The organism is Microbacterium sp. F1-18, from assembly GCF_052921305.1.
Genome location: NZ_JBREVD010000001.1, coordinates 640,569 through 657,678 on the forward strand (window position 1 = coordinate 640,569; position 17,110 = coordinate 657,678).

Annotated in this window: 15 protein-coding genes and 1 riboswitch; of the genes, 3 read left to right on the top strand and 12 right to left on the bottom strand. The window is 71.4% G+C overall.

The window, feature by feature from the left end:
* Window positions 1-109 precede the first annotated feature (109 nt).
* Entirely contained in the window at window positions 110-1,000 is an 891-nt protein-coding gene (locus ACU6RU_RS02980) for an aldo/keto reductase (RefSeq protein ID WP_446725865.1), read from the top strand.
* 76 nt (window positions 1,001-1,076) lie between these two features.
* On the opposite strand, the gene ACU6RU_RS02985 is transcribed toward ACU6RU_RS02980, so the two are convergent.
* Window positions 1,077-1,397: a hypothetical protein gene (locus ACU6RU_RS02985; RefSeq protein WP_446725866.1), complete on the bottom strand. Its 321-nt coding sequence runs from the start codon at window positions 1,395-1,397 to the stop codon at window positions 1,077-1,079.
* A gap of 49 nt (window positions 1,398-1,446) precedes the next feature.
* Between ACU6RU_RS02985 and ACU6RU_RS02990 the strand changes: the two genes are divergently transcribed.
* On the top strand, window positions 1,447-2,004 hold the full coding sequence (locus ACU6RU_RS02990; protein WP_446725867.1) for a TetR/AcrR family transcriptional regulator: 558 nt from the start codon (window positions 1,447-1,449) through the stop codon (window positions 2,002-2,004).
* 15 nt (window positions 2,005-2,019) lie between these two features.
* Here the strand turns inward: ACU6RU_RS02990 and ACU6RU_RS02995 are convergent, their stop codons facing one another.
* The 11 genes from ACU6RU_RS02995 to thiM all read right to left on the bottom strand — a co-directional run bounded on the left by ACU6RU_RS02995 (window position 2,020) and on the right by thiM (window position 15,869).
* Window positions 2,020-2,301: a hypothetical protein gene (locus ACU6RU_RS02995; protein ID WP_120263562.1), complete on the bottom strand. Its 282-nt coding sequence runs from the start codon at window positions 2,299-2,301 to the stop codon at window positions 2,020-2,022.
* 56 nt (window positions 2,302-2,357) lie between these two features.
* Window positions 2,358-6,053 carry a proline dehydrogenase family protein gene (locus ACU6RU_RS03000; protein WP_120263563.1) on the bottom strand — a complete coding sequence of 1,232 codons (3,696 nt, stop codon included), beginning with the start codon at window positions 6,051-6,053 and terminating at the stop codon, window positions 2,358-2,360.
* 51 nt (window positions 6,054-6,104) lie between these two features.
* The gene (locus ACU6RU_RS03005; protein ID WP_289330806.1) at window positions 6,105-6,665 is read right to left on the bottom strand and encodes an acyl-CoA thioesterase; all 561 of its coding nucleotides are present in this window, start codon (window positions 6,663-6,665) and stop codon (window positions 6,105-6,107) included.
* Window positions 6,666-6,849: 184 nt separating this feature from the next.
* Window positions 6,850-8,391, bottom strand: coding sequence for an arabinosylfuranosidase ArfA (arfA, locus tag ACU6RU_RS03010; protein ID WP_446725868.1), 1,542 nt, complete (start codon window positions 8,389-8,391; stop codon window positions 6,850-6,852).
* A gap of 56 nt (window positions 8,392-8,447) precedes the next feature.
* Window positions 8,448-9,365, bottom strand: a complete 918-nt coding sequence (locus tag ACU6RU_RS03015) for a carbohydrate ABC transporter permease (protein WP_446725869.1) — start codon at window positions 9,363-9,365, stop codon at window positions 8,448-8,450.
* On the bottom strand, window positions 9,362-10,333 hold the full coding sequence (locus tag ACU6RU_RS03020) for a carbohydrate ABC transporter permease (protein WP_120263567.1): 972 nt from the start codon (window positions 10,331-10,333) through the stop codon (window positions 9,362-9,364). The genes ACU6RU_RS03015 and ACU6RU_RS03020 overlap by 4 nt, the downstream gene beginning before the upstream one ends.
* Window positions 10,330-11,661: an extracellular solute-binding protein gene (locus ACU6RU_RS03025; protein ID WP_446725870.1), complete on the bottom strand. Its 1,332-nt coding sequence runs from the start codon at window positions 11,659-11,661 to the stop codon at window positions 10,330-10,332. Before ACU6RU_RS03025 ends, ACU6RU_RS03020 begins: the two co-directional genes overlap by 4 nt.
* 130 nt (window positions 11,662-11,791) lie before the next feature.
* On the bottom strand, window positions 11,792-12,844 hold the full coding sequence (locus tag ACU6RU_RS03030; RefSeq protein ID WP_446725871.1) for a LacI family DNA-binding transcriptional regulator: 1,053 nt from the start codon (window positions 12,842-12,844) through the stop codon (window positions 11,792-11,794).
* Between the two features lie 9 nt (window positions 12,845-12,853).
* Window positions 12,854-14,377 (bottom strand): bifunctional hydroxymethylpyrimidine kinase/phosphomethylpyrimidine kinase, encoded by a 1,524-nt coding sequence (gene thiD / locus ACU6RU_RS03035; RefSeq protein WP_446725872.1) that lies wholly within the window; start codon window positions 14,375-14,377, stop codon window positions 12,854-12,856.
* The gene (gene thiE / locus ACU6RU_RS03040) at window positions 14,374-15,054 is read right to left on the bottom strand and encodes a thiamine phosphate synthase (protein WP_259455265.1); all 681 of its coding nucleotides are present in this window, start codon (window positions 15,052-15,054) and stop codon (window positions 14,374-14,376) included. The genes thiD and thiE overlap by 4 nt, the downstream gene beginning before the upstream one ends.
* On the bottom strand, window positions 15,051-15,869 hold the full coding sequence (gene thiM, locus ACU6RU_RS03045) for a hydroxyethylthiazole kinase (protein ID WP_289330799.1): 819 nt from the start codon (window positions 15,867-15,869) through the stop codon (window positions 15,051-15,053). The genes thiE and thiM overlap by 4 nt, the downstream gene beginning before the upstream one ends.
* Window positions 15,860-15,956, bottom strand: a riboswitch (TPP riboswitch). (Overlaps the previous gene by 10 nt.)
* Window positions 15,957-16,073: 117 nt before the next feature.
* Here thiM and ACU6RU_RS03050 point away from each other — a divergent pair.
* A complete protein-coding gene (locus ACU6RU_RS03050) occupies window positions 16,074-17,069 on the top strand; it encodes a hypothetical protein (RefSeq protein ID WP_446725873.1) in 996 nt (331 codons plus the stop codon).
* The last annotated feature ends 41 nt before the right edge of the window (window positions 17,070-17,110 follow it).

Consider the following 17,110-nt stretch of genomic DNA (forward strand, 5'->3'; position numbering starts at 1 on the left):
TCCCCCGGGCGCCCGTGGGGCCCGCTGTGCGATTGCGCAAGATGCTGCCGGATCGCTTGCCCGACTGCCAGGCTGGGATCACACCACCGCGAAACGTCGAAGGAGACCCATGCAGCAGCGCACCCTCGGACCGTTCACCGTCTCGGCCATCGGCCTGGGCGGGATGCCCGTCTCGATGAACAACGACAAGCAGATCCCCGACCGCGAGGATGCCGTCGCGACGGTCCACGCCGCACTCGACGCGGGCGTCACCCTGCTCGACACGGCGGACATCTACGCCCCGAGCTGGGACACGATGGGCCACAACGAGGAGATCATGGCCGAGGCCCTGGCCACGTGGAGCGGCGATCGGTCTCAGATCGTCGTAGCGACGAAGGGCGGGATCACTCGCAGCGAGGGCGAGAAGTGGGGTCGGGACGGCTCGCTCGACTATCTCCGGAAGGCCGTCGAGGCGTCGCTCCGCGCTCTCCGCGTCGACGTGATCGACCTCTACCAGTACCACCGGCCCGACCGCTGGATGGTCTACGGCGAGGTGATGGAGAACCTCAAGACCCTGCAGCAGGAGGGCAAGATCCGCGCGGTCGGCATCTCGAACGCGAGCGTCGAGGAGATCGAGATCGCCGAGCAGGTGCTCGGCGAGGGCAACCTCACGAGCGTGCAGAACGAGTTCTCGCCGCGGCATCCGGGCAGCTACGACGAGCTGCGGTACTGCGTCGACCGCGGGATCGCCTTCCTCCCCTGGAGCCCCCTGGGCGGCACGGGCGGCGGAGCGCGGTCGATCGGCGAGCGCTTCGCCGCCTTCGGCGAGGTCGCCCGCGCCCACGACGCGAGCCCGCAGCAGGTCGTGCTGGCATGGGAGCTGGGGCTGGGCGACACCGTCATCCCCATCCCGGGAGCCCGTCGGGCGGAGTCGATCATCGACAGCGCGAAGGCCGTCCACCTCGAGCTCTCGGGCGACGAGCGCGCGCGCCTGTCGCGGTCGGTCGGCATCGACGCCTGACCCGGCGCACGGACGTCACGACGGCCCGCTCCGGTTCGCCCGGGGCGGGCCGCCGCGCGTCCGGCGCTGCGGCCACTCAGGCCGTGAGTGGATGCTCGCCGACGACGGCATCCGCGTTCATCGGGATGGGCCGGTGGATGCGGGGCCGTCCGTCGACCCTCGTGACCTCGACGCCGTTGCGGGCGAGCCCCTCGACGCTGCAGTCGATCCGCAGCAGCGGCAGTCGCACGTCGGCGTAGACGGTCGCGACGACCGCGGCGACGTCGCCCGGATCGCAGGCTCGGATGTACCCGCCCGGCTCCCACGGCACGCCGCGCGTCGCGACCTCGTACTCGCCGAACTTGCGGCTCATGCCCCAGTCGTCGGCGATCGCGATGTGACAGACGATCTCGTCCATGACGCCTCCTTAATGAAACGCCACCGTATCATTCTGATAGCCTGTCGCCATGCCCTCGACCGCAGACCGGCGTCGCGGTCGGCCACCCGCCCATGAGCAGGCGGCGCGCGACGCCCGCATCGTCGCCGTCGCAGCTCGGCTGTTCGTCGACGTCGGCTTCCACGCCGCTTCGCTCGACGCGATCGCGCAGGAGGCAGGCGTGACCAAGCGCACCATCTACGAGCGGATCGGCGACAAGTCGGCGCTGCTCCGCGCGGCGGTGACCGACGTCCACGGCTACCTCGACGTCGTGGCACGCGACCTCCGGCACGCCTGCACGCTCGTCGCAGCGGCGCTCTTCGCCGACCGGGCCGTCGGGCTGCACCGCGCGGCCGTCGCAGTCGCCCTCGACGACCCTGCGATCTCACACGCGTTCTACGACGCGGGCCCCGTCGCGGCGCAGCGATACCTGGCCGCACATCTGGGTGGCGACGAGCGCCGCGCCGAGCATCTCTTCGCGGCTCTCCTCGGCGAACCGCACCGCCGGCGCCTCCTCGGCATCGACCCCGAGCCGACGGGCGCGGCGCTGGACGCCCACGTGACCGCCGTGCTCGAGCGCTTCGTCTGACCCCGCTGGCCGCCGTCAGCGGGACGCGGGTGGCGCAGCGGGGTCGAGCCGGTCGAGTGCGACGATGGCGCGCGCGGCGGCCCCGCGGCGCAGGATGCCATGGACGAGCAGGACAGCCCCCACGCCGACACCCACGAGCACCGGCATGTTGAGGCCGGGCGAGAAGGCCAGCGCGATGACCACGATGGCGAGCCCGACCGCGCCGAGCCCGATGAACATGGCGCCCACGAGCGACTCACGCTCGGCCGATAGGCGGGCGAGGATCAGCGCGGGCGCGACGGATACGTCATCGGTCATCCCGTCACGCTACCGAGATGCCACCGTCGCGACCACCCGCAGCCGCCCGCGTCGACTCAGATGACCGCCTCGGACCAGTCGTCGGGGTTTCCGAAACGGTGCGCCGTGATCGTGATCGACTGCTCGTGCACGAACGGCAGCAGCTCGATGCGACCCGCCGTCGTGACCTCGTCGGCGTAGACGGCGACATCCGGATCACCCTCGGTCGCCCCCGCGACCGCCGTCCGCAGCTCGGCCACCGTGTCGCGCGAGCCGACCAGGCGGATACGGCCCGGGCGGCGATCCGCCGCGGCGATGCGCTGCAGCCATTCGCCGTCCGTCTCCACCGACACCGAGATGTCGACCTCGCCGAGCGCGCGCCGCACGTCGGCAGGAAGACCCACCGGCGAGCTCAGCGTCACCGCCGATCCGGCCCGCACGCCCGCGACGATCACGCGCAGCACCGCCTGCCAGGTCGCGTCGGACGACGCCCTGACCGCGACGTCGACGGGCCGGTAGCGGAACAGGTTCCGCTCGACGCCGAGACCCGACACGTCGCGCACCTGACCGAACTCGCGGTCCCAGGCGACGGCATCCGAGAGCGCGCCCCGCCGCAGCCATTCGAACGACTCGTAGTCGAGCGTGGGCTGGGCCGACTCGATGATGGTCGTGATCCGCGAGTCGAGACCGCGCAGGTGGAGCGTGCTGGATGCCGACCCGCTCGAGGCGCGCCACGATCCGAGACCGATGAGGTAGTTCGGTCCGCCGGCCTTCGTACCCGCGCCCACAGATGACCGCTTCCAACCGCCGAAGGGCTGCCGCTGGACGATGGCGCCGGTGATGCCGCGGTTGACGTACAGGTTGCCCGCCTCGACCCGCTCGAGCCACGTCGCGAGGTCGGCGGCATCCTGCGTGTGAAGCCCCGCGGTCAGCCCGTAGGCGACTGCGTTCTGCAGTTCGATCGCGTCTTCGAGCGTGCGGGCGTGCATGACGCCGAGCACCGGCCCGAAGAACTCCTCGAGGTGCGTGCGCGATCCCGGGCTCACCCCGACCTTGACGCCCGGCGACCAGAAGCGTCCTTCGGTGTCGTCGCCGAGGTCGAGACGGCGCGGCTCGACGAGCCACCGCTCGCCGTCTTCGAGCGAGGTGAGCGCCCACTCGAGCTTGCCCTGCGGCGGCTCGATGACCGGCCCGACCTCGCTGCGCGGGTCGGTCGGCGGGCCGACCCGCAGCGAACGCGTCGCGTCGACCAGCTGGCGTGCGAAGCGCTTGGACCGACCGACCGGCCCCACGAGGATCGCCAGCGACGCCGCGGAGCACTTCTGTCCGGCGTGACCGAACGCGCTCTTGATCAGGTCGGCGGCGGCGAGATCGAGATCGGCCGAGGGCATGACGATGATGGCGTTCTTGCCGCTGGTCTCGGCCAGCAGCGGCAGCTCGGGCCGCCACGACCTGAACAGGGCCGCCGTCTCCCACGAGCCGGTGAGGATGACGCGATCGACCGACGGATGGGTGATCAGGCGGCGACCGAGATCGCCTTCGTCGATGTCGACGAGCGCGAGGAGGTCGCGGGGCACCCCGGCATCCCACAGCGCCTCGGCGACGACCGCCGCGCAGCGACGGGCCTGCGGGGCGGGCTTGAAGACGACGCCCGATCCCGCCGCGAGGGCCGCGAGCACACCGCCGGCCGGGATCGCGAGCGGGAAGTTCCACGGCGGGGTGACCACCGTGACCGACGCCGGCTGGAACACGGCGCCGCTCACCCGATCGAGCTCGCGGGCCGTCGCGGCGTAGTAGGCGGCGAAGTCGACCGCCTCGCTGACCTCGACATCTGCTTCGGCGAGCACCTTGCCGGTCTCCGACGCGGCGACCTCGATCAGCTCGGCCCGGCGCGACTCGAGCGCGCGCGAGGCCGCCAGCAGCACGGCGCTGCGGTCGGCCGCGGGCATCGCACCCCAGGCGGATGCCGCCGCGCCGACGCGCGCCACGATCTCATCGAGCGTCTCGGCGTCGTCGACCCGGGCCGCGGCGATCGTCTCGTCGCCGGCCGTGCTGCCGGCGATGCGCGAGAGGATGCGGCGGGCCCACTCCCGATTGACCGCGAGCGCGGGGTCGGAGTCGGGCGTGTTCGAGAAGCCGGGAGCTCCGAGCGCCGGCGCCCGTCGCGTCTCGCGGGGCGCGTACACCGCCGTCTCGACGAAATGCTCGCCCCCGAAGAGGACGTCGTCGCGCTGCTCGAGGGCCGTCGTGTCGTTCGGGCGACCAGCCGCGTCGGCGATGCCGAGCACGGCCTGGGTCAGACCGTCGTCGCCCTCGGCAGGGTCGCGCGTGATGCGCTGCGGCGCGAGAGAGCGCAGCGTCAGCGTGCGGTCCTGCGTGCGGTTCGGTCCGCTCGGCAGAGCCGGGTCGACCGCGCGCTCGAGCGAGGCGAGGAACCGGTCGCGTTCGCGCTCGAACAGGCTCGCGTCGGTGGCGAGATCGAACGCGGCCGACAGGAAGTTCTCGCTCGAGGCGTTCTCCTCGAGGCGGCGGACGAGGTAGCTGATCGCCACGTCGAACTCGTCGGGCCGCACGACCGGCACATAGAGCAGCACGTGGCCGACGTCGTTCGTCACCGCCGCGACCTGGCCCTGAGCCATACCGAGCAGCATCTCGATCTCGATGTCGTCACGCACCCCGCGCTCACCGGCGAGCAGCCAGGCGTAGGCGATGTCGAACAGGTTGTGTCCGGCGACACCCAGGCGCACCGCCGCACTGCGCTCGGGCCGCAGGGCGCGATCGAGGCAGCGGAGGTACATCGCGTCGGCGTCGAGCTTGCTCGCGTGGGTCGCCAGCGGCCAGCCGTGGACGGTGGCGTCGACGCGCTCCATCGCGAGGTTCGCACCCTTGACCAGTCGCACCTTGATGCGGCTTCCGCCCGCGGCGACGCGGGCCTGCGCCCACGCCGTCAGCTCGTCGAGCGCGTCGGCGGCGTCGGGCAGGTAGGCCTGCAGCACGATGCCGGCCTCGAGCCCCCGGAGCCGCTCGTCCTCGAGGATGCGGGTGAAGACGGCGATCGTGAGATCGAGGTCGCGGTACTCCTCCATGTCGAGGTTGATGAAGGTGCCGTCTTCGGCCGCGCTCAGGTACAGCGGAAGCAGCCGCTCGACCACGTCGGCGACGACCTCGTCGAACGCCCACATCGAGATGCGGCTGACGATCGCGGAGACCTTGACCGAGACGTAGTCGACGTCGGGCCGGCGGATCAGCTCGTGGATGCCCTCGAGGCGTCGCCGGGCTTCGTCTTCGCCCAGCACGGCCTCACCGAGGAGATTGAGGTTGAGGCGGGCACCGGATTCGCGGATCCGGGCGATCGCCGGGCCGAGCTTGTGCGGTCGCGCGTCGACGACGAGGTGGCCGACCATCTCGCGCAGCGCCGTGCGGGCGATGGGCACGACCGGGGTCGGCAGCATCGGGGCGACGGCGCCGCCGATGCGCACAGCGCCGCGGAGGTACCACGGCAGGAACTCCGGGACGAGGGGGGCGACGTGGTGCAGGCGGGTCGCGGCGGCGGTCACGCTCTCGGGGCGCATGACGCCATCGACGAAGCCGATCGTGAACGGCAGGCCGTTCGGGTCGCGAAGGACTCCGGCGAGGCGCTGCGCTGCGGCATCCGCAGGGAAGTCGGCCGACGTGTGCACCCATTTCTGGGCCAAAGCCACCGCCTGTTGGGCGAGGGGATCGTCGGCGGGGAAGCCCGGCGGGGTGGTGCCGGACGAAACGGTGTCGGACATGCCGCCAGCCTATGTCTCGGGCGCCCTCCGGGCGCGGCGCCTCGCCCGGGGTCAGTCCCAGATGCTGGGGGCCTCGGCGCGCGTCGAGGGCAGAGCCGTGGCGGTGGCCCACTCGGTCATCCACGGCTCGAGCGCGGGCAGATCATCGCGGCGGCCGAGCACCGCGAAGAGCTCGTCGAGCGGCACGATACCGCCCGTACGGCGGAGGAACCGTGACCGAACGAGCATCTCGGCGTAGACCTCGCCGCGCACCACGGCACGGTGCACCATGTACACCGACTTGTCGTCGTGCCCGTGCAGGCGCGTCTCGATCGTGAACCGCTGCCAGAGGTTGAGCGACTTGCGGAAGGTGATGGTGCTGCTGGCGACGACGCCGTACCAGCCCTTCTCCTGGAAGGTGTCCCAGATGCCGTTGCGCACCAGCAGGTCGAACCGGCCGAGGTCGAACAGCGAGGCGTACCGCCCGTTGTTCATGTGCCCGAGCAGGTCGATGTCGGTGGGCAGCGTCCGCAGCTCCACCCGGCCGACCGCCATGAGCGGTCGCGGGCCGTTCCTGCGCAGCTGTCGCTTCGCTCGCCAGATCGTCAGCAGGGTCCGGAGCCACACGTTCACGAGGGCCGACGCTATCGGATGCCCTATGCCCCCGCCCGCATCCGTTGTGCATCTCCCACAACCCGCGCCCCCGCCCGCTCGCAAGAACGGAGAATCGCGCGAACATCGGAGGATCTCGCGGGATCCGTCCGACGTACGCGCGATTCTCCGACGCAAGCGCGACCCGCGACGCGAGCGCCGCGGGTCAGGCGCGGGCGGTGTCGAGCACGATGACCGCCCATGAAAGGGCGGGCAGGGTCGCCCGCAGCGTGCCGTCGTCGAGACCGACGCCGCGCAGGGGCACGAGGCCGACGTCAGCCTGGTCCGCCTCGGTGTTCGCGGAACGCCGGTCGCCGCCCTCGGGCACCGTCAGCACCTCGGCCGAGACGACGCTCGACGCCCCGAGCCCGCGCAGTTCGAGCGACACCTCGGTCTCGGCGTCGAGTGAGCGGTTCGCGACGAATAGCGCGACGCGGCCGGTCGACTCGTCCCAGGTGGCGGCGGCGTCGACGACATCCACATCGCCGAACTTCGCCGTCGGGGTCTGGTCCGAGTCGATCGCGAGTCGAAGCACACGGCCCTGGGCGAGCTGCGACATGCGCGCGAAGGGCCAGAAGATCGACTGCCGCCACGCGGGCCCGCCCTCCTCCGACCGGATGGGGGCGATCACGTTGACCAGCTGCGCCTGGTTGGCGATGCGCACGCGGTCGCCGTGCCGCAGCAGGCTGTGCAGGAACGTCCCGACCACGACGGCGTCGGTGACGTTGTAGGTGTCCTCGATCAGACGCGGGTGGGCACGCCATTCCTTCGACGCCGAGACGATGTGCGGCTGGTCCTCGGTGTCGAGACCGCGCTGGTACCAGACGTTCCACTCGTCGAACGAGATGTCGACCTGCTTGCGGTGCTTGCCGGCGGCCCTGACCGCGTCGATCGTCGAGACGACGCCGTCGATGAACGCGTCCATGTCGACGGCCTCGGCGAGGAAGGATGCCGCGTCGCCGCCGTCCTCCTGGTAGTAGGCGTGCATCGAGATGTAGTCGACCTCGTCGTACGCGTGGGTGAGCACCGTGTGCTCCCACGTGCCGAAGGTCGGCATCTGCCGATTCGACGACCCCACCGCGACGAGCTCGATGTCGGGGTCGACCAGGCGCATCGCCTTCGCCGTCTCCTGCGCGAGTCGGCCGTACTCGTGGGCGGTCTTGTGACCGATCTGCCACGGTCCGTCGAGCTCGTTGCCGAGGCACCACAGCCGGATGTCGAACGGGTCTGCGGCGCCGTTGCGGCGACGCAGGTCGGACCAGTACGTCCCGCCCGCGTGATTGGCGTACTCGACGAGGGCGCGCGCCTCGTCGACGCCGCGGGTGCCGAGGTTCACCGCCTCCATGACCTCGACCTGGGCCTCGCGGGCCCAGTCGACGAACTCGTGCAGCCCGAACGCGTTGGTCTCGACCGTGTGCCAGGCGCCGTCGAGCCGGTGCGGACGGTCGGCGACCGGGCCGACGCCGTCCTCCCAGTTGTAACCCGACACGAAGTTGCCTCCGGGATAGCGGACGACCGTGGCGCCGAGCTCCTTCACGAGCGAGAGCACATCGCGACGGAAGCCGCGATCGTCGGCCTGCGGGTGGCCGGGCTCGTAGATGCCGGTGTAGACGCAGCGGCCCATGTGCTCGACGAACGAGCCGAAGAGACGGCGCGGCACGTCGGCCACGGTGAAGTCGCGATCGAGGACGATGCGGGCGCGGGGCATGATGCTCCTGTTCTTTCGGGGGTGAGGGGATGCGGACGCGTGCCGGGCGGCGCCGGTCACTGACCGCCGAAGCCGGTCGTGGCGACGCCGCGGACGATCTGCTTCTGGAACACCAGGAAGACGATGATCAGCGGAACGGAGGCGAGCACGGCCTGGGCCATGACCTGCGCATACTGCACGCCGTACGCGCTGATGACGGTCTGGAGCCCCACCGGCAGGGTCATGAGGGTCGTGTCGTTGATGATGAGGAACGGCCACAGGAAGTTGTTCCACGCGCCGATGAACACGAAGATCGCGACGGCGCCGAGGATGGGCCGCGACAGCGGCAGCACGATCGACCAGAACACCCGGAAGCGTCCCGCGCCGTCGACGCGCGCGGCATCCTCGAGCTCGATCGGCACCTGGTCGAAGAACTTCTTGAGGATGAACACCATCGCCGGCGCGACGACCTGCGGCAGGATCAGGCCCCAGGGGGTGTCGACGAGGTTGAAGGCGAGCATCTCGTAGAAGAGCGGGATGATCAGCACCTGCGGCGGGATGACGATCGAGGCGATGACCGCGCCGTAGAGCAGCTTCTTGCCGCGGAACTCCAGCCGCGAGAACGCGTAGGCGGCGACGGCCGAGATCGCGACGGTGAGGAGGGTGATCACGACGGAGGTCCAGAGGCTGTTGCCGGCCCAGATCCAGACGTTGCCCTGCGAGAGGATCGAGGTGAAGGCCTCGGTCGTGGGCCCGCTCTCGCCCACCCAGCCGCCGGCACCCGATGCGGCGTCGGTCTCGGTCTTGAAGGCGGTGGCGACGGCCCACAGGAACGGCAGCAGCCAGCCGATCGCCATGAGGGCGAGGGCGATGAAGGCGACGACGTTGGTCGCGCTGAACCGGTGCTGGCCGGGTTTGCGCCCGCGAGGGTCGGGGGCGACCCCCGGTGCGACGACGGCGCGCGTGGCCGTGGAGCTGGCGGTGGCGGCGCTCATGAGTGCTCCTTCCGGCGACGGGTGGCGAGGGCCTGGACGACGCCGATCAGGACGATCACGGCGAAGAAGACGTACGAGATGGCTGCCGAGTAGCCGAAGCGATATCCGACGAACCCGGACTCGTAGATGTACTGGACGATCGAGCGAGTGGTCTCGCTCGCGATGCCTCCGAGCATCTGGTACGCCTGATCGAACAGCTTCAGCGATGCCAGCACCTGAAGGATGACGATGAGCACGGTGACCTGTCCGAGCTGCGGGATCGTGATCGAGAAGAGCTTGCGCCACTCCCCCGCGCCGTCGATCGATGCGGCTTCGTACTGGGTCTCGGGGATGTTCTGGAGGGCCGCGAGGTAGAGCAGGAAGTTGAATCCGATCGTCCACCACACCGTCGCGACGACGATGGCGAGCATGTTGGTGTCGGGGTTCTGCAGCCAGGCGATCGGCTCGAGCCCGAATGCCTCGAGGATGCCGTTGGCCGCGCCGATCTGCGGGTTGAAGATCCAGACCCAGATCTGCGAGATCACGGTCGAGGCCAGCAGGTAGGGCATGAAGAACGACAGTCGCCAGAGCCACTGCCCGGGCAGGCCGCGTTGCACGAGGAGCGCCATGACGAGGGCGATCACGACCAGCGGCACGGTCGAGAGCACCGTGAACCAGGCGGTGTTGCCCAGCGACTGCCACATGACGGGATCGCCGAGGGCCTCGACGTAGTTCGCGATGCCGATGAACGAGCCACCGGCGCCCGTGAGCGACTGGTCGGTGAAGCTGAGGTAGAGCCCGTGCAGCAGCGGCCACACGAGGAAGAGGAGGAAGGCGGCGAGGAATGGCGCGAGGAAGGTCCAGGCGATGCGCTGCTCGCCGCGGTCGCCGACGTGCCGGTGCCGCCCCGTGCGGTCGCCGGTGACGATCGTGCGCGTCGCGGCGGTGTCGGCGAGTCCGGCGCGCCCGGATCCGGTGTCGAGGGTCATGCGCGGGCTCCTTCCGGTGCGGCCGGGTTGGGCGTCTTCAGGCGCTGGTCGACGCCCGTGCGGAAGCGTGCGATCGCCTGGGCGGGGTCGGCGCCCTGAAGCAGGACGTTCTGCACGGCGGCGCCGAAGTCGGCCTGGAATCGAGAGCCCGAGCCGGTGAACCACGCGGGCGGGTCGTATCTGACGAGCTCCGCGGCCTCGGCGTAGTGCGCCTGCGGCAGCAGATCGGCGTACGCGGCGGACTGCGTCACCGGCAGGTAGGCGGGGATGTGGCCGGCGCCGGCCCAGTCGAACGAGCCCTTCAGGATGTCGGCGACGAAGCGGTAGACGAGGTCGCGTGACTCCTCGTCGGGTGCGCTCTGGTGCGGCAGGGTGAACGAGTGCGAGTCGGCGTAGACCGACGGGGTGCCGAACACCGCCGGGATGATCGCGGCATCGATCGGGAGGTTCTGCTGCTGCATCGACCGCAGCTCCCACACGCCGGTGAGGAAGAGTCCGCTGCGGCCCGTCGCGAACTCGGCGATGGCGCTCTGGTAGTCGGCGCTCCGCGAGGCGATCTCGTCGTCGAGCAGCTGCTGCATGAAGCTGAGCGCCGCGACCGCGGCATCCTCGTCGATCTGCGCCTGGCCGCCCTCGGGCAGCTCGATCTCGAGGCCGTGCTGCGTGTAGAGCGTGTAGAACAGGCGCCACATCTGCGCTCCGTCGCCCAGATAGCCGAACGACAGCCCGTGCGACTCCGACACCGCGGCCACGGCACGCCCGAGCTCGAGGAAGTCCTCGGGCGAGGTGATGGGCGGCAGCTTGCCGTCGCTGTCGAGCACTCCCGCCTCGGCGCAGATGTCGGTGTTGTACATCAGGATGAACGGGTGGGCGTCGAGCGCGACGCTGTAGAGGTCATCGCCGATGAAGCCCTTGCGCCAGATCGCGTCGGTGAAGGTGCTCGCGTCAACGCCGAGGTCGGCCAGCCGCCCGGTGTCCCAGGTGTCGAGGAGACCGCCCGGCGCGTATCCGACGACCCGCGACGCGTGCATGACCGAGACGTCGGGCGCCCGGCCGCCCGCAGCCGCCATCGCGAGCTTCGTGTAGTACGGCTCGCCCCAGGCGAGCACCGTCGGCCGCACGCGATAGTCGGACTGCGCGGCGTTGACGCCGTCGATGAGCCCCGACATCGTCACCCCGTCGGCACCCGAGAGCAGGTGCCAGAACTGGAGCGTGCGGGCGTTGGAACCGCCGGGGAGCCCCGCGCACGACGCGAGGAAGGCGGTTCCGGCGAGGGCGGCGGCTCCGGTGAGGAACCGCCGCCGACTGAGTTCGAGGGGTGGGGCCATCGGTCACTCCTTTGTGACGGCACGACATTGTGACAACCGCGGACCCTCACACTTTTACATCGATGTAATCAATGCGCAAGGAAAAGGTCGGATACCGCCACCGATGGCCGCTGACAACCGCGGGCAGGCGTCAGTGACGCGCGAGAACGCCCCCGGGCGCCGCGCCCGTGCTGGCCCGGGCGATCACGCGGTGCTCGATCGCTACCGCGCGCACCGGGATGTCGCGAGCCGCGATGCGCTCCTCCAGGAGTGCGACGGTCGCGCGCGCGAACTCATCGCGATCGAACGACACGGTCGTCAACTCGGGCGTCGTGTATCGCGACTGCTCGATGTCGTCGAAGCCGCACACGAGGACGTCGTCGGGAACCCGGATGCCGGCTTCGGCGAGCGCATGCAGCGCGCCCACTGCTATCGAGTCGGTGAAGCACAGCACGGCATCGAAGTCGACCCGGCGCTCGAGGAGGGTCCGGACACCGATCGCGCCCGCCTCGAGGTTCCAGGGCAGGACGTTGACCTCGCGGTGCCGGTCGTGCTCGAGGCCCGCCTCGACGAGCGCGTCTCGCATACCCGCCAGGCGCAGACGGCTCGTCGCCGTGGCGAGGGCCGACTGCTCATCGCCGCCGATCGCGGCGATGCGTCGCGCGCCCCGCGCCACCAGATGCGCGACCGCGTCGCGCGCCCCGGCGCGACTGTCGACGAGGACCCGGTCGGTGACATGCTGCTCGACCTCGCCGATCAGAACCACGGGCGGCAGCCGGTGGTCGCGGTCCACGACGCTGTCCTCGATGCGGATCGGGTTGAGCACCACGCCGTCGACGAGATGCTGACGCGCCCGTGAGACGAGGTCGCGCTCGCGTTGGGGTTCGAGCGCCGTCTCTTCGATCTGCACGGCGTAGCCGCGCTGGTGGGCAGCGTTGACGAGGTGATGCAGCATCTCTGCCGAGAAGGCCGTCGCGAGATCGGGCAGCGCGATGGCGATCACGCCGGAGCGGCCGTTGCGCAGGCCCCGGGCGCTGAGGTTGGGTACGAAGTCGAGCTCGCGCATGGCCGACTCCACGCGCTGCTGCGTCTCGGGGCGCACAGCCGCGGTGCCCGTCAGCACGTTCGAGACCGTCTTCGCCGAGACTCCGGCGAGCGCCGCCACATCCTTCATGGTGGCTCGGCCGGCCTGCTGCTTCGGCATGAGCACAGACTAGGCCCCGCGCATCGCCTCCTTCGGCCATGTTGCGGCGGACGCCGCGACGACAGGAGCCTCGAAGAAGGCGAGCTCGTGACGCATCGACCGCGCGAACGCGACGCTCATGCGCTCACGTTCCGAGGCCGATGCTTCGCTCGCAGCCCGCTCCGCGATCTCGACGGCGGAACGGTTCGAGGCCGCGAAGGCCGGATCGGCGTAGGTCGAGAGCCAGTCGCGATAGGGATGCCCGGCATGCGAGGCCAGCACGAAGCGCTCGCCCAGGTCGGCGTAGAGCCAGAAGCACGGCAGGAGCGCGGCCACCACTTCACCGTACGACCCTCGAGCAGTCGCGGCGTGCAGATGGTCGGTGTAGGCGAGCGTCGCGGGAGCGGGGGCTGCGGCATCCGCTCCGACCCGCGCGCGGTGCAGTTCGGACTCGACCGCGACCGCCGTAGCGGCCGCTTCCGCCCAGAACACCTGTTCGTCGCTCCGCGGCGCCAGAGCGCTGGCCCGGGCGAGCACGCGGGCGTACTCGGACAGGTAGAGCGCGTCCTGCCGGAGATACCAGGCGAACACCGACTCATCGAGCTCGCCCGTGCGCAGCCCGTCGACGAAGCTGCACGCGTCGACCGCGGCGCGGAGCGGGGCCACATCCGCCCATGCCTGCGTCGTCCACGACACGGGCGGCGCCGGCGGCACGAGCTGCGGGCGGATCTCGTGCAGGTGGTCGACGGGACCGTTGCCCCCGCCGACGGCGAGAGCGGCACCGGCGGCGATCGCGCCGGCGAGCCAGTCCGTGGCGCGTGCGAGCGCATCGCTCCAGCCCCGGCCGGCTGCGCCGAGGGTCGCCATGGCCGCGGACAGCGAGCATCCCGTGCCGTGGGTGTTCGTCGAGGCGATGCGCGGCCGTGACACCTCCCCCGCGACGCCTTCGGGCGTCACGATGGCGTCGGGGCATTCGTCGCCGCCGAGGTGCCCGCCCTTCACGAGTACCGTCGCCCCCGACGAGCGGGCGAACCGCAGCGCTTGGGCCAGCGCGTCCGGCCAGGTGCCCGCGACCGGCTCGTCGGCCAGAACGGCGAGCTCGGGCAGGTTGGGTGTCACGAGATCGACGCGCGTGCAGAGGGCACGGATCGCCGCCTCCGCCGCGTGATCGAGCAGGCGGTCGCCGCTCGTGGCGACCATGACGGGGTCCAGCACGACGAGGTCGCCACCCCGACGCGCGAGCCAGTCGTCGACGACCGCGACCAGCGGCTCGGAGTGCAGCATCCCGATCTTCACCGCATCGATCTCGACGTCGTCGCCCACGGCGTCGAGCTGCGCGCGCAGGAACTCGGCGGGCGGCGCGTGCACCGCCCGCACGCCGCGGGTGTTCTGCGCCACCAGAGCGGTCACCACGGCCATCCCGTAGCCGCCCATCGCGGCGATCGACTTCAGGTCGGCCTGGATGCCCGCACCTCCGGACGGGTCGGTGCCCGCGATGCTCAGCACCCGCGGCACGCGCACCGCCCGCGGCATCCCCGCCGCCCGCGCCCTCACCGCGCCGCTCCGTCCGACGCGCCGCGTGAATGACGGGCCGCCGCAGCGGTGAAGGCCCGGGCCGCGGCAGCGGGATCCGCGGCACCGCAGATCGCCGACACCACGGCGACCCCGGCCGCGCCCGCCCGGCGGAGCGGGACGACGTCATCGGCGCCGACGCCACCGATCGCGACGCACGCGAGCGGGGTCGACGCGGCCCGCGCCGCGAACCCCGCGATGCCGAGTGCCGGCGGGTGATCGGCCTTCGTCGCCGTCGGCCGGATGACGCCGACTCCGAGGTAGTCGAGGGTGCCCTCCGGCATCGCGTGAGCGGCCCGCAGATGGTCTTCGGTGTTCGCCGTCCAACCGATCACGGCGGTCGGCCCGAGCAGTCTGCGCGCGGTGATGGGCGGGATGTCGTTCTGCCCGAGGTGCACGCCGTCGACCTGCGCACCCGCGTCCCGCGCGGCGAGGGCGACGTCGACCCGGTCATCGATGAGGAGCGGCACCCGCCCCGCGATCGCATCCGACAGCACACGCGCGCGGCGCACCAGCTCCGCCGCCTCGCACGTCTTGTCACGCAGCTGCACGAGGGTCACCCCGCCGGCGACGGCAGCATCGACGATCGACGGCAGCGCCTCGAAGCCGACGCGGTCGTCGGTGACGAGGTGCAGGGCGAGGGACTCGCGACGGATCACTGCGCAACGCCCGATGTCGAGACCTCCATCGACACCCGCGACTCGTCGAGCTCGTCGGGCGCGAGCGCGGCGAGCGCATCGAGGAAGGCCACGGCGAACGAACCCGGCCCCGAAGAGACGGATGCCGCGGCCTCGGCCGCCCGCTTGTGCACGACGGACGCGGCGACCGCCGCCGAGAGGGGGGCCGTCACCCCGAGGAAAGCGGCCATGGTCGCACCGAGCGAGCAGCCGCCGCCGGTGACGCGCGTCAGCAAGGGGTCTCCCCCGCGGACCCGCGCGATCCGGTCTCCATCCGTGATCAGGTCGACCGGACCCGACACCGCCACGACCGCCCCCGTGCGACGCGCGAGCGACAGCGCTGCGTCACGCACCGTGTCGGGATCGTCGACGCTGTCGACTCCGCGACCGCCCGATCCGCTGCCGGCGACCGCCGCGATCTCCGACGCGTTGCCGCGGATGATCGCGGGCCGAGCCGAGACGAGCTCGGCGGCGAGCGCCGTCCGGACCGGCAGCGTCCCCACCGCGACCGGGTCGAGAACCCAGCGTCGCGTCACCTGGACGACTTCGCGGGCGCCGGCCTGCTGCTGCGGCGTGGGGGTTCCGAGGTTGAGCAGGACACCGTCGGCGACCCCGGCGAAGATCCCGGCCTCGCCCTCGATGTCGACCATGGCGGGACTCGCACCGAGCGCGAGCAGCGCATTCGCGGTGAAGCCGGTGACGACGGCGTTGGTCACGCAGTGCGTGAGCGGGGCGGCATCCCGCAGCGCTCGGAGCGCCGCCTCCGGACCTCGGACGGTGGGCACGACATCGCGCATCTCGACATCCCTTCGCCAGCATTGCACTGGAGCAGGTTCGACGGGTCTGATCTCAGCTCGCGGTCGCGGGCACCCCGTGTCGGGACCCGACCATAGCAGGCCTGTTTCGGTGCCGAGATGACGGCTCCCTTTTCTCCTGGCCCCCGCAGCGCGTAGGTTGCGAGTGAGCGCGCTCACGGGCCGGCGCGCCAGGGGGTGAGGGCCGTGCTGACAGCAGGGGTGGCGTTGGTGTGCGCGTGCCTGGCGACCATCGTCGGGCTGGTCTACCTGTTCGCGGTACGCCCGAGCTGGCGTCGACGCGGCGAGGTGCTGCGTTTCGCGATCGTCGGGGCGCTGTCCGCGATGGCGGCGAGCCTGCTGCATCTCGTGCACACCCAGACCGGAGACCCCGCGTCCCTCGTCATCAGCGACGTCGCCATGGTGCTGGCGCCGGGCTTGGTCTTCGCGGGCCTCGGCTCGTTCAGCGGCAACGTCCTGGCGCGTGCGGGCATCGCCGCGTCGCTCGCCGCGGTGGTCGGCGTCGTCTCCGCCGCGGTGGGTCTCCCCGCGTCACTCGCGGTGAAGGTGCTGGTCGTGGCGGTCGCCTGCGGATTGACCGCCGTGGCAGCGAGGCACCCCGCGATCGCCGCGAGACGCGGGACGTGGCTCCTCGCTTCGGCGATGACAGCGTACGCAGCCTTCTCCACGTGCCGCGCCGTAGCGGGGCTGACGGCCGGGTGGGATTCGCCGTTCTTCCGCTCATGGATGTCGGTCGTGCCGACGACCCTCGCCGGGGCCGTCCTGGTGCTTCTCACGGGTGTCGCGCTGCTGATGATCCTGTCGGACCGGAGCGCGACGGCGGCGGCGCGACGCCCGCCTGCTGCGTCGTCGCTCGGCCGTGGACAGATGTGGTCGGTCGCCCTGAGCTCGTTCGACATCGTGCGGACGGCGCTCGGCACCGCCCGCGCGGATCGGATGAGGGACGAGCTGCTCGCCGCGGCACGGACGCTCGATCCGGACGCGGTGCTCGGCGCGACGCGAACGGGAACGCGCCTGCGCGCTGGCGGCGAACAGGCGGCGGTGGAGACGGCGCTCCGCGCCCGCCTGGTCGCGGCGGGGTGGAGCCCGGGCGAGGTCGGTCTGCTCTCGGTCGAGGCAGCGGCCGAGGGTGAGGCTGCGGCCGGCCATGATGCCGAAGAAGGGGTCGAGCTCGGAGCCTGATGAGCCCGCGGCGCAACCCCGACGGCTCGATTTCACGCCAC

Excerpts from the sequence above, each read along its gene's own strand:
- ACU6RU_RS02980 (WP_446725865.1), top strand. The coding sequence starts at position 110 with ATGCAGCAGCGCACCCTCGGACCGTTCACCGTCTCGGCCATCGGCCTG.
- ACU6RU_RS02985 (WP_446725866.1), bottom strand. The coding sequence starts at position 1,397 with ATGGACGAGATCGTCTGTCACATCGCGATCGCCGACGACTGGGGCATG.
- ACU6RU_RS02990 (WP_446725867.1), top strand. The coding sequence starts at position 1,447 with ATGCCCTCGACCGCAGACCGGCGTCGCGGTCGGCCACCCGCCCATGAG.
- ACU6RU_RS02995 (WP_120263562.1), bottom strand. The coding sequence starts at position 2,301 with ATGACCGATGACGTATCCGTCGCGCCCGCGCTGATCCTCGCCCGCCTA.
- ACU6RU_RS03000 (WP_120263563.1), bottom strand. The coding sequence starts at position 6,053 with ATGTCCGACACCGTTTCGTCCGGCACCACCCCGCCGGGCTTCCCCGCC.
- arfA (WP_446725868.1), bottom strand. The coding sequence starts at position 8,391 with ATGCCCCGCGCCCGCATCGTCCTCGATCGCGACTTCACCGTGGCCGAC.
- ACU6RU_RS03015 (WP_446725869.1), bottom strand. The coding sequence starts at position 9,365 with ATGAGCGCCGCCACCGCCAGCTCCACGGCCACGCGCGCCGTCGTCGCA.
- ACU6RU_RS03020 (WP_120263567.1), bottom strand. The coding sequence starts at position 10,333 with ATGACCCTCGACACCGGATCCGGGCGCGCCGGACTCGCCGACACCGCC.
- ACU6RU_RS03025 (WP_446725870.1), bottom strand. The coding sequence starts at position 11,661 with ATGGCCCCACCCCTCGAACTCAGTCGGCGGCGGTTCCTCACCGGAGCC.
- ACU6RU_RS03030 (WP_446725871.1), bottom strand. The coding sequence starts at position 12,844 with ATGCCGAAGCAGCAGGCCGGCCGAGCCACCATGAAGGATGTGGCGGCG.
- thiM (WP_289330799.1), bottom strand. The coding sequence starts at position 15,869 with ATGCGCGATGTCGTGCCCACCGTCCGAGGTCCGGAGGCGGCGCTCCGA.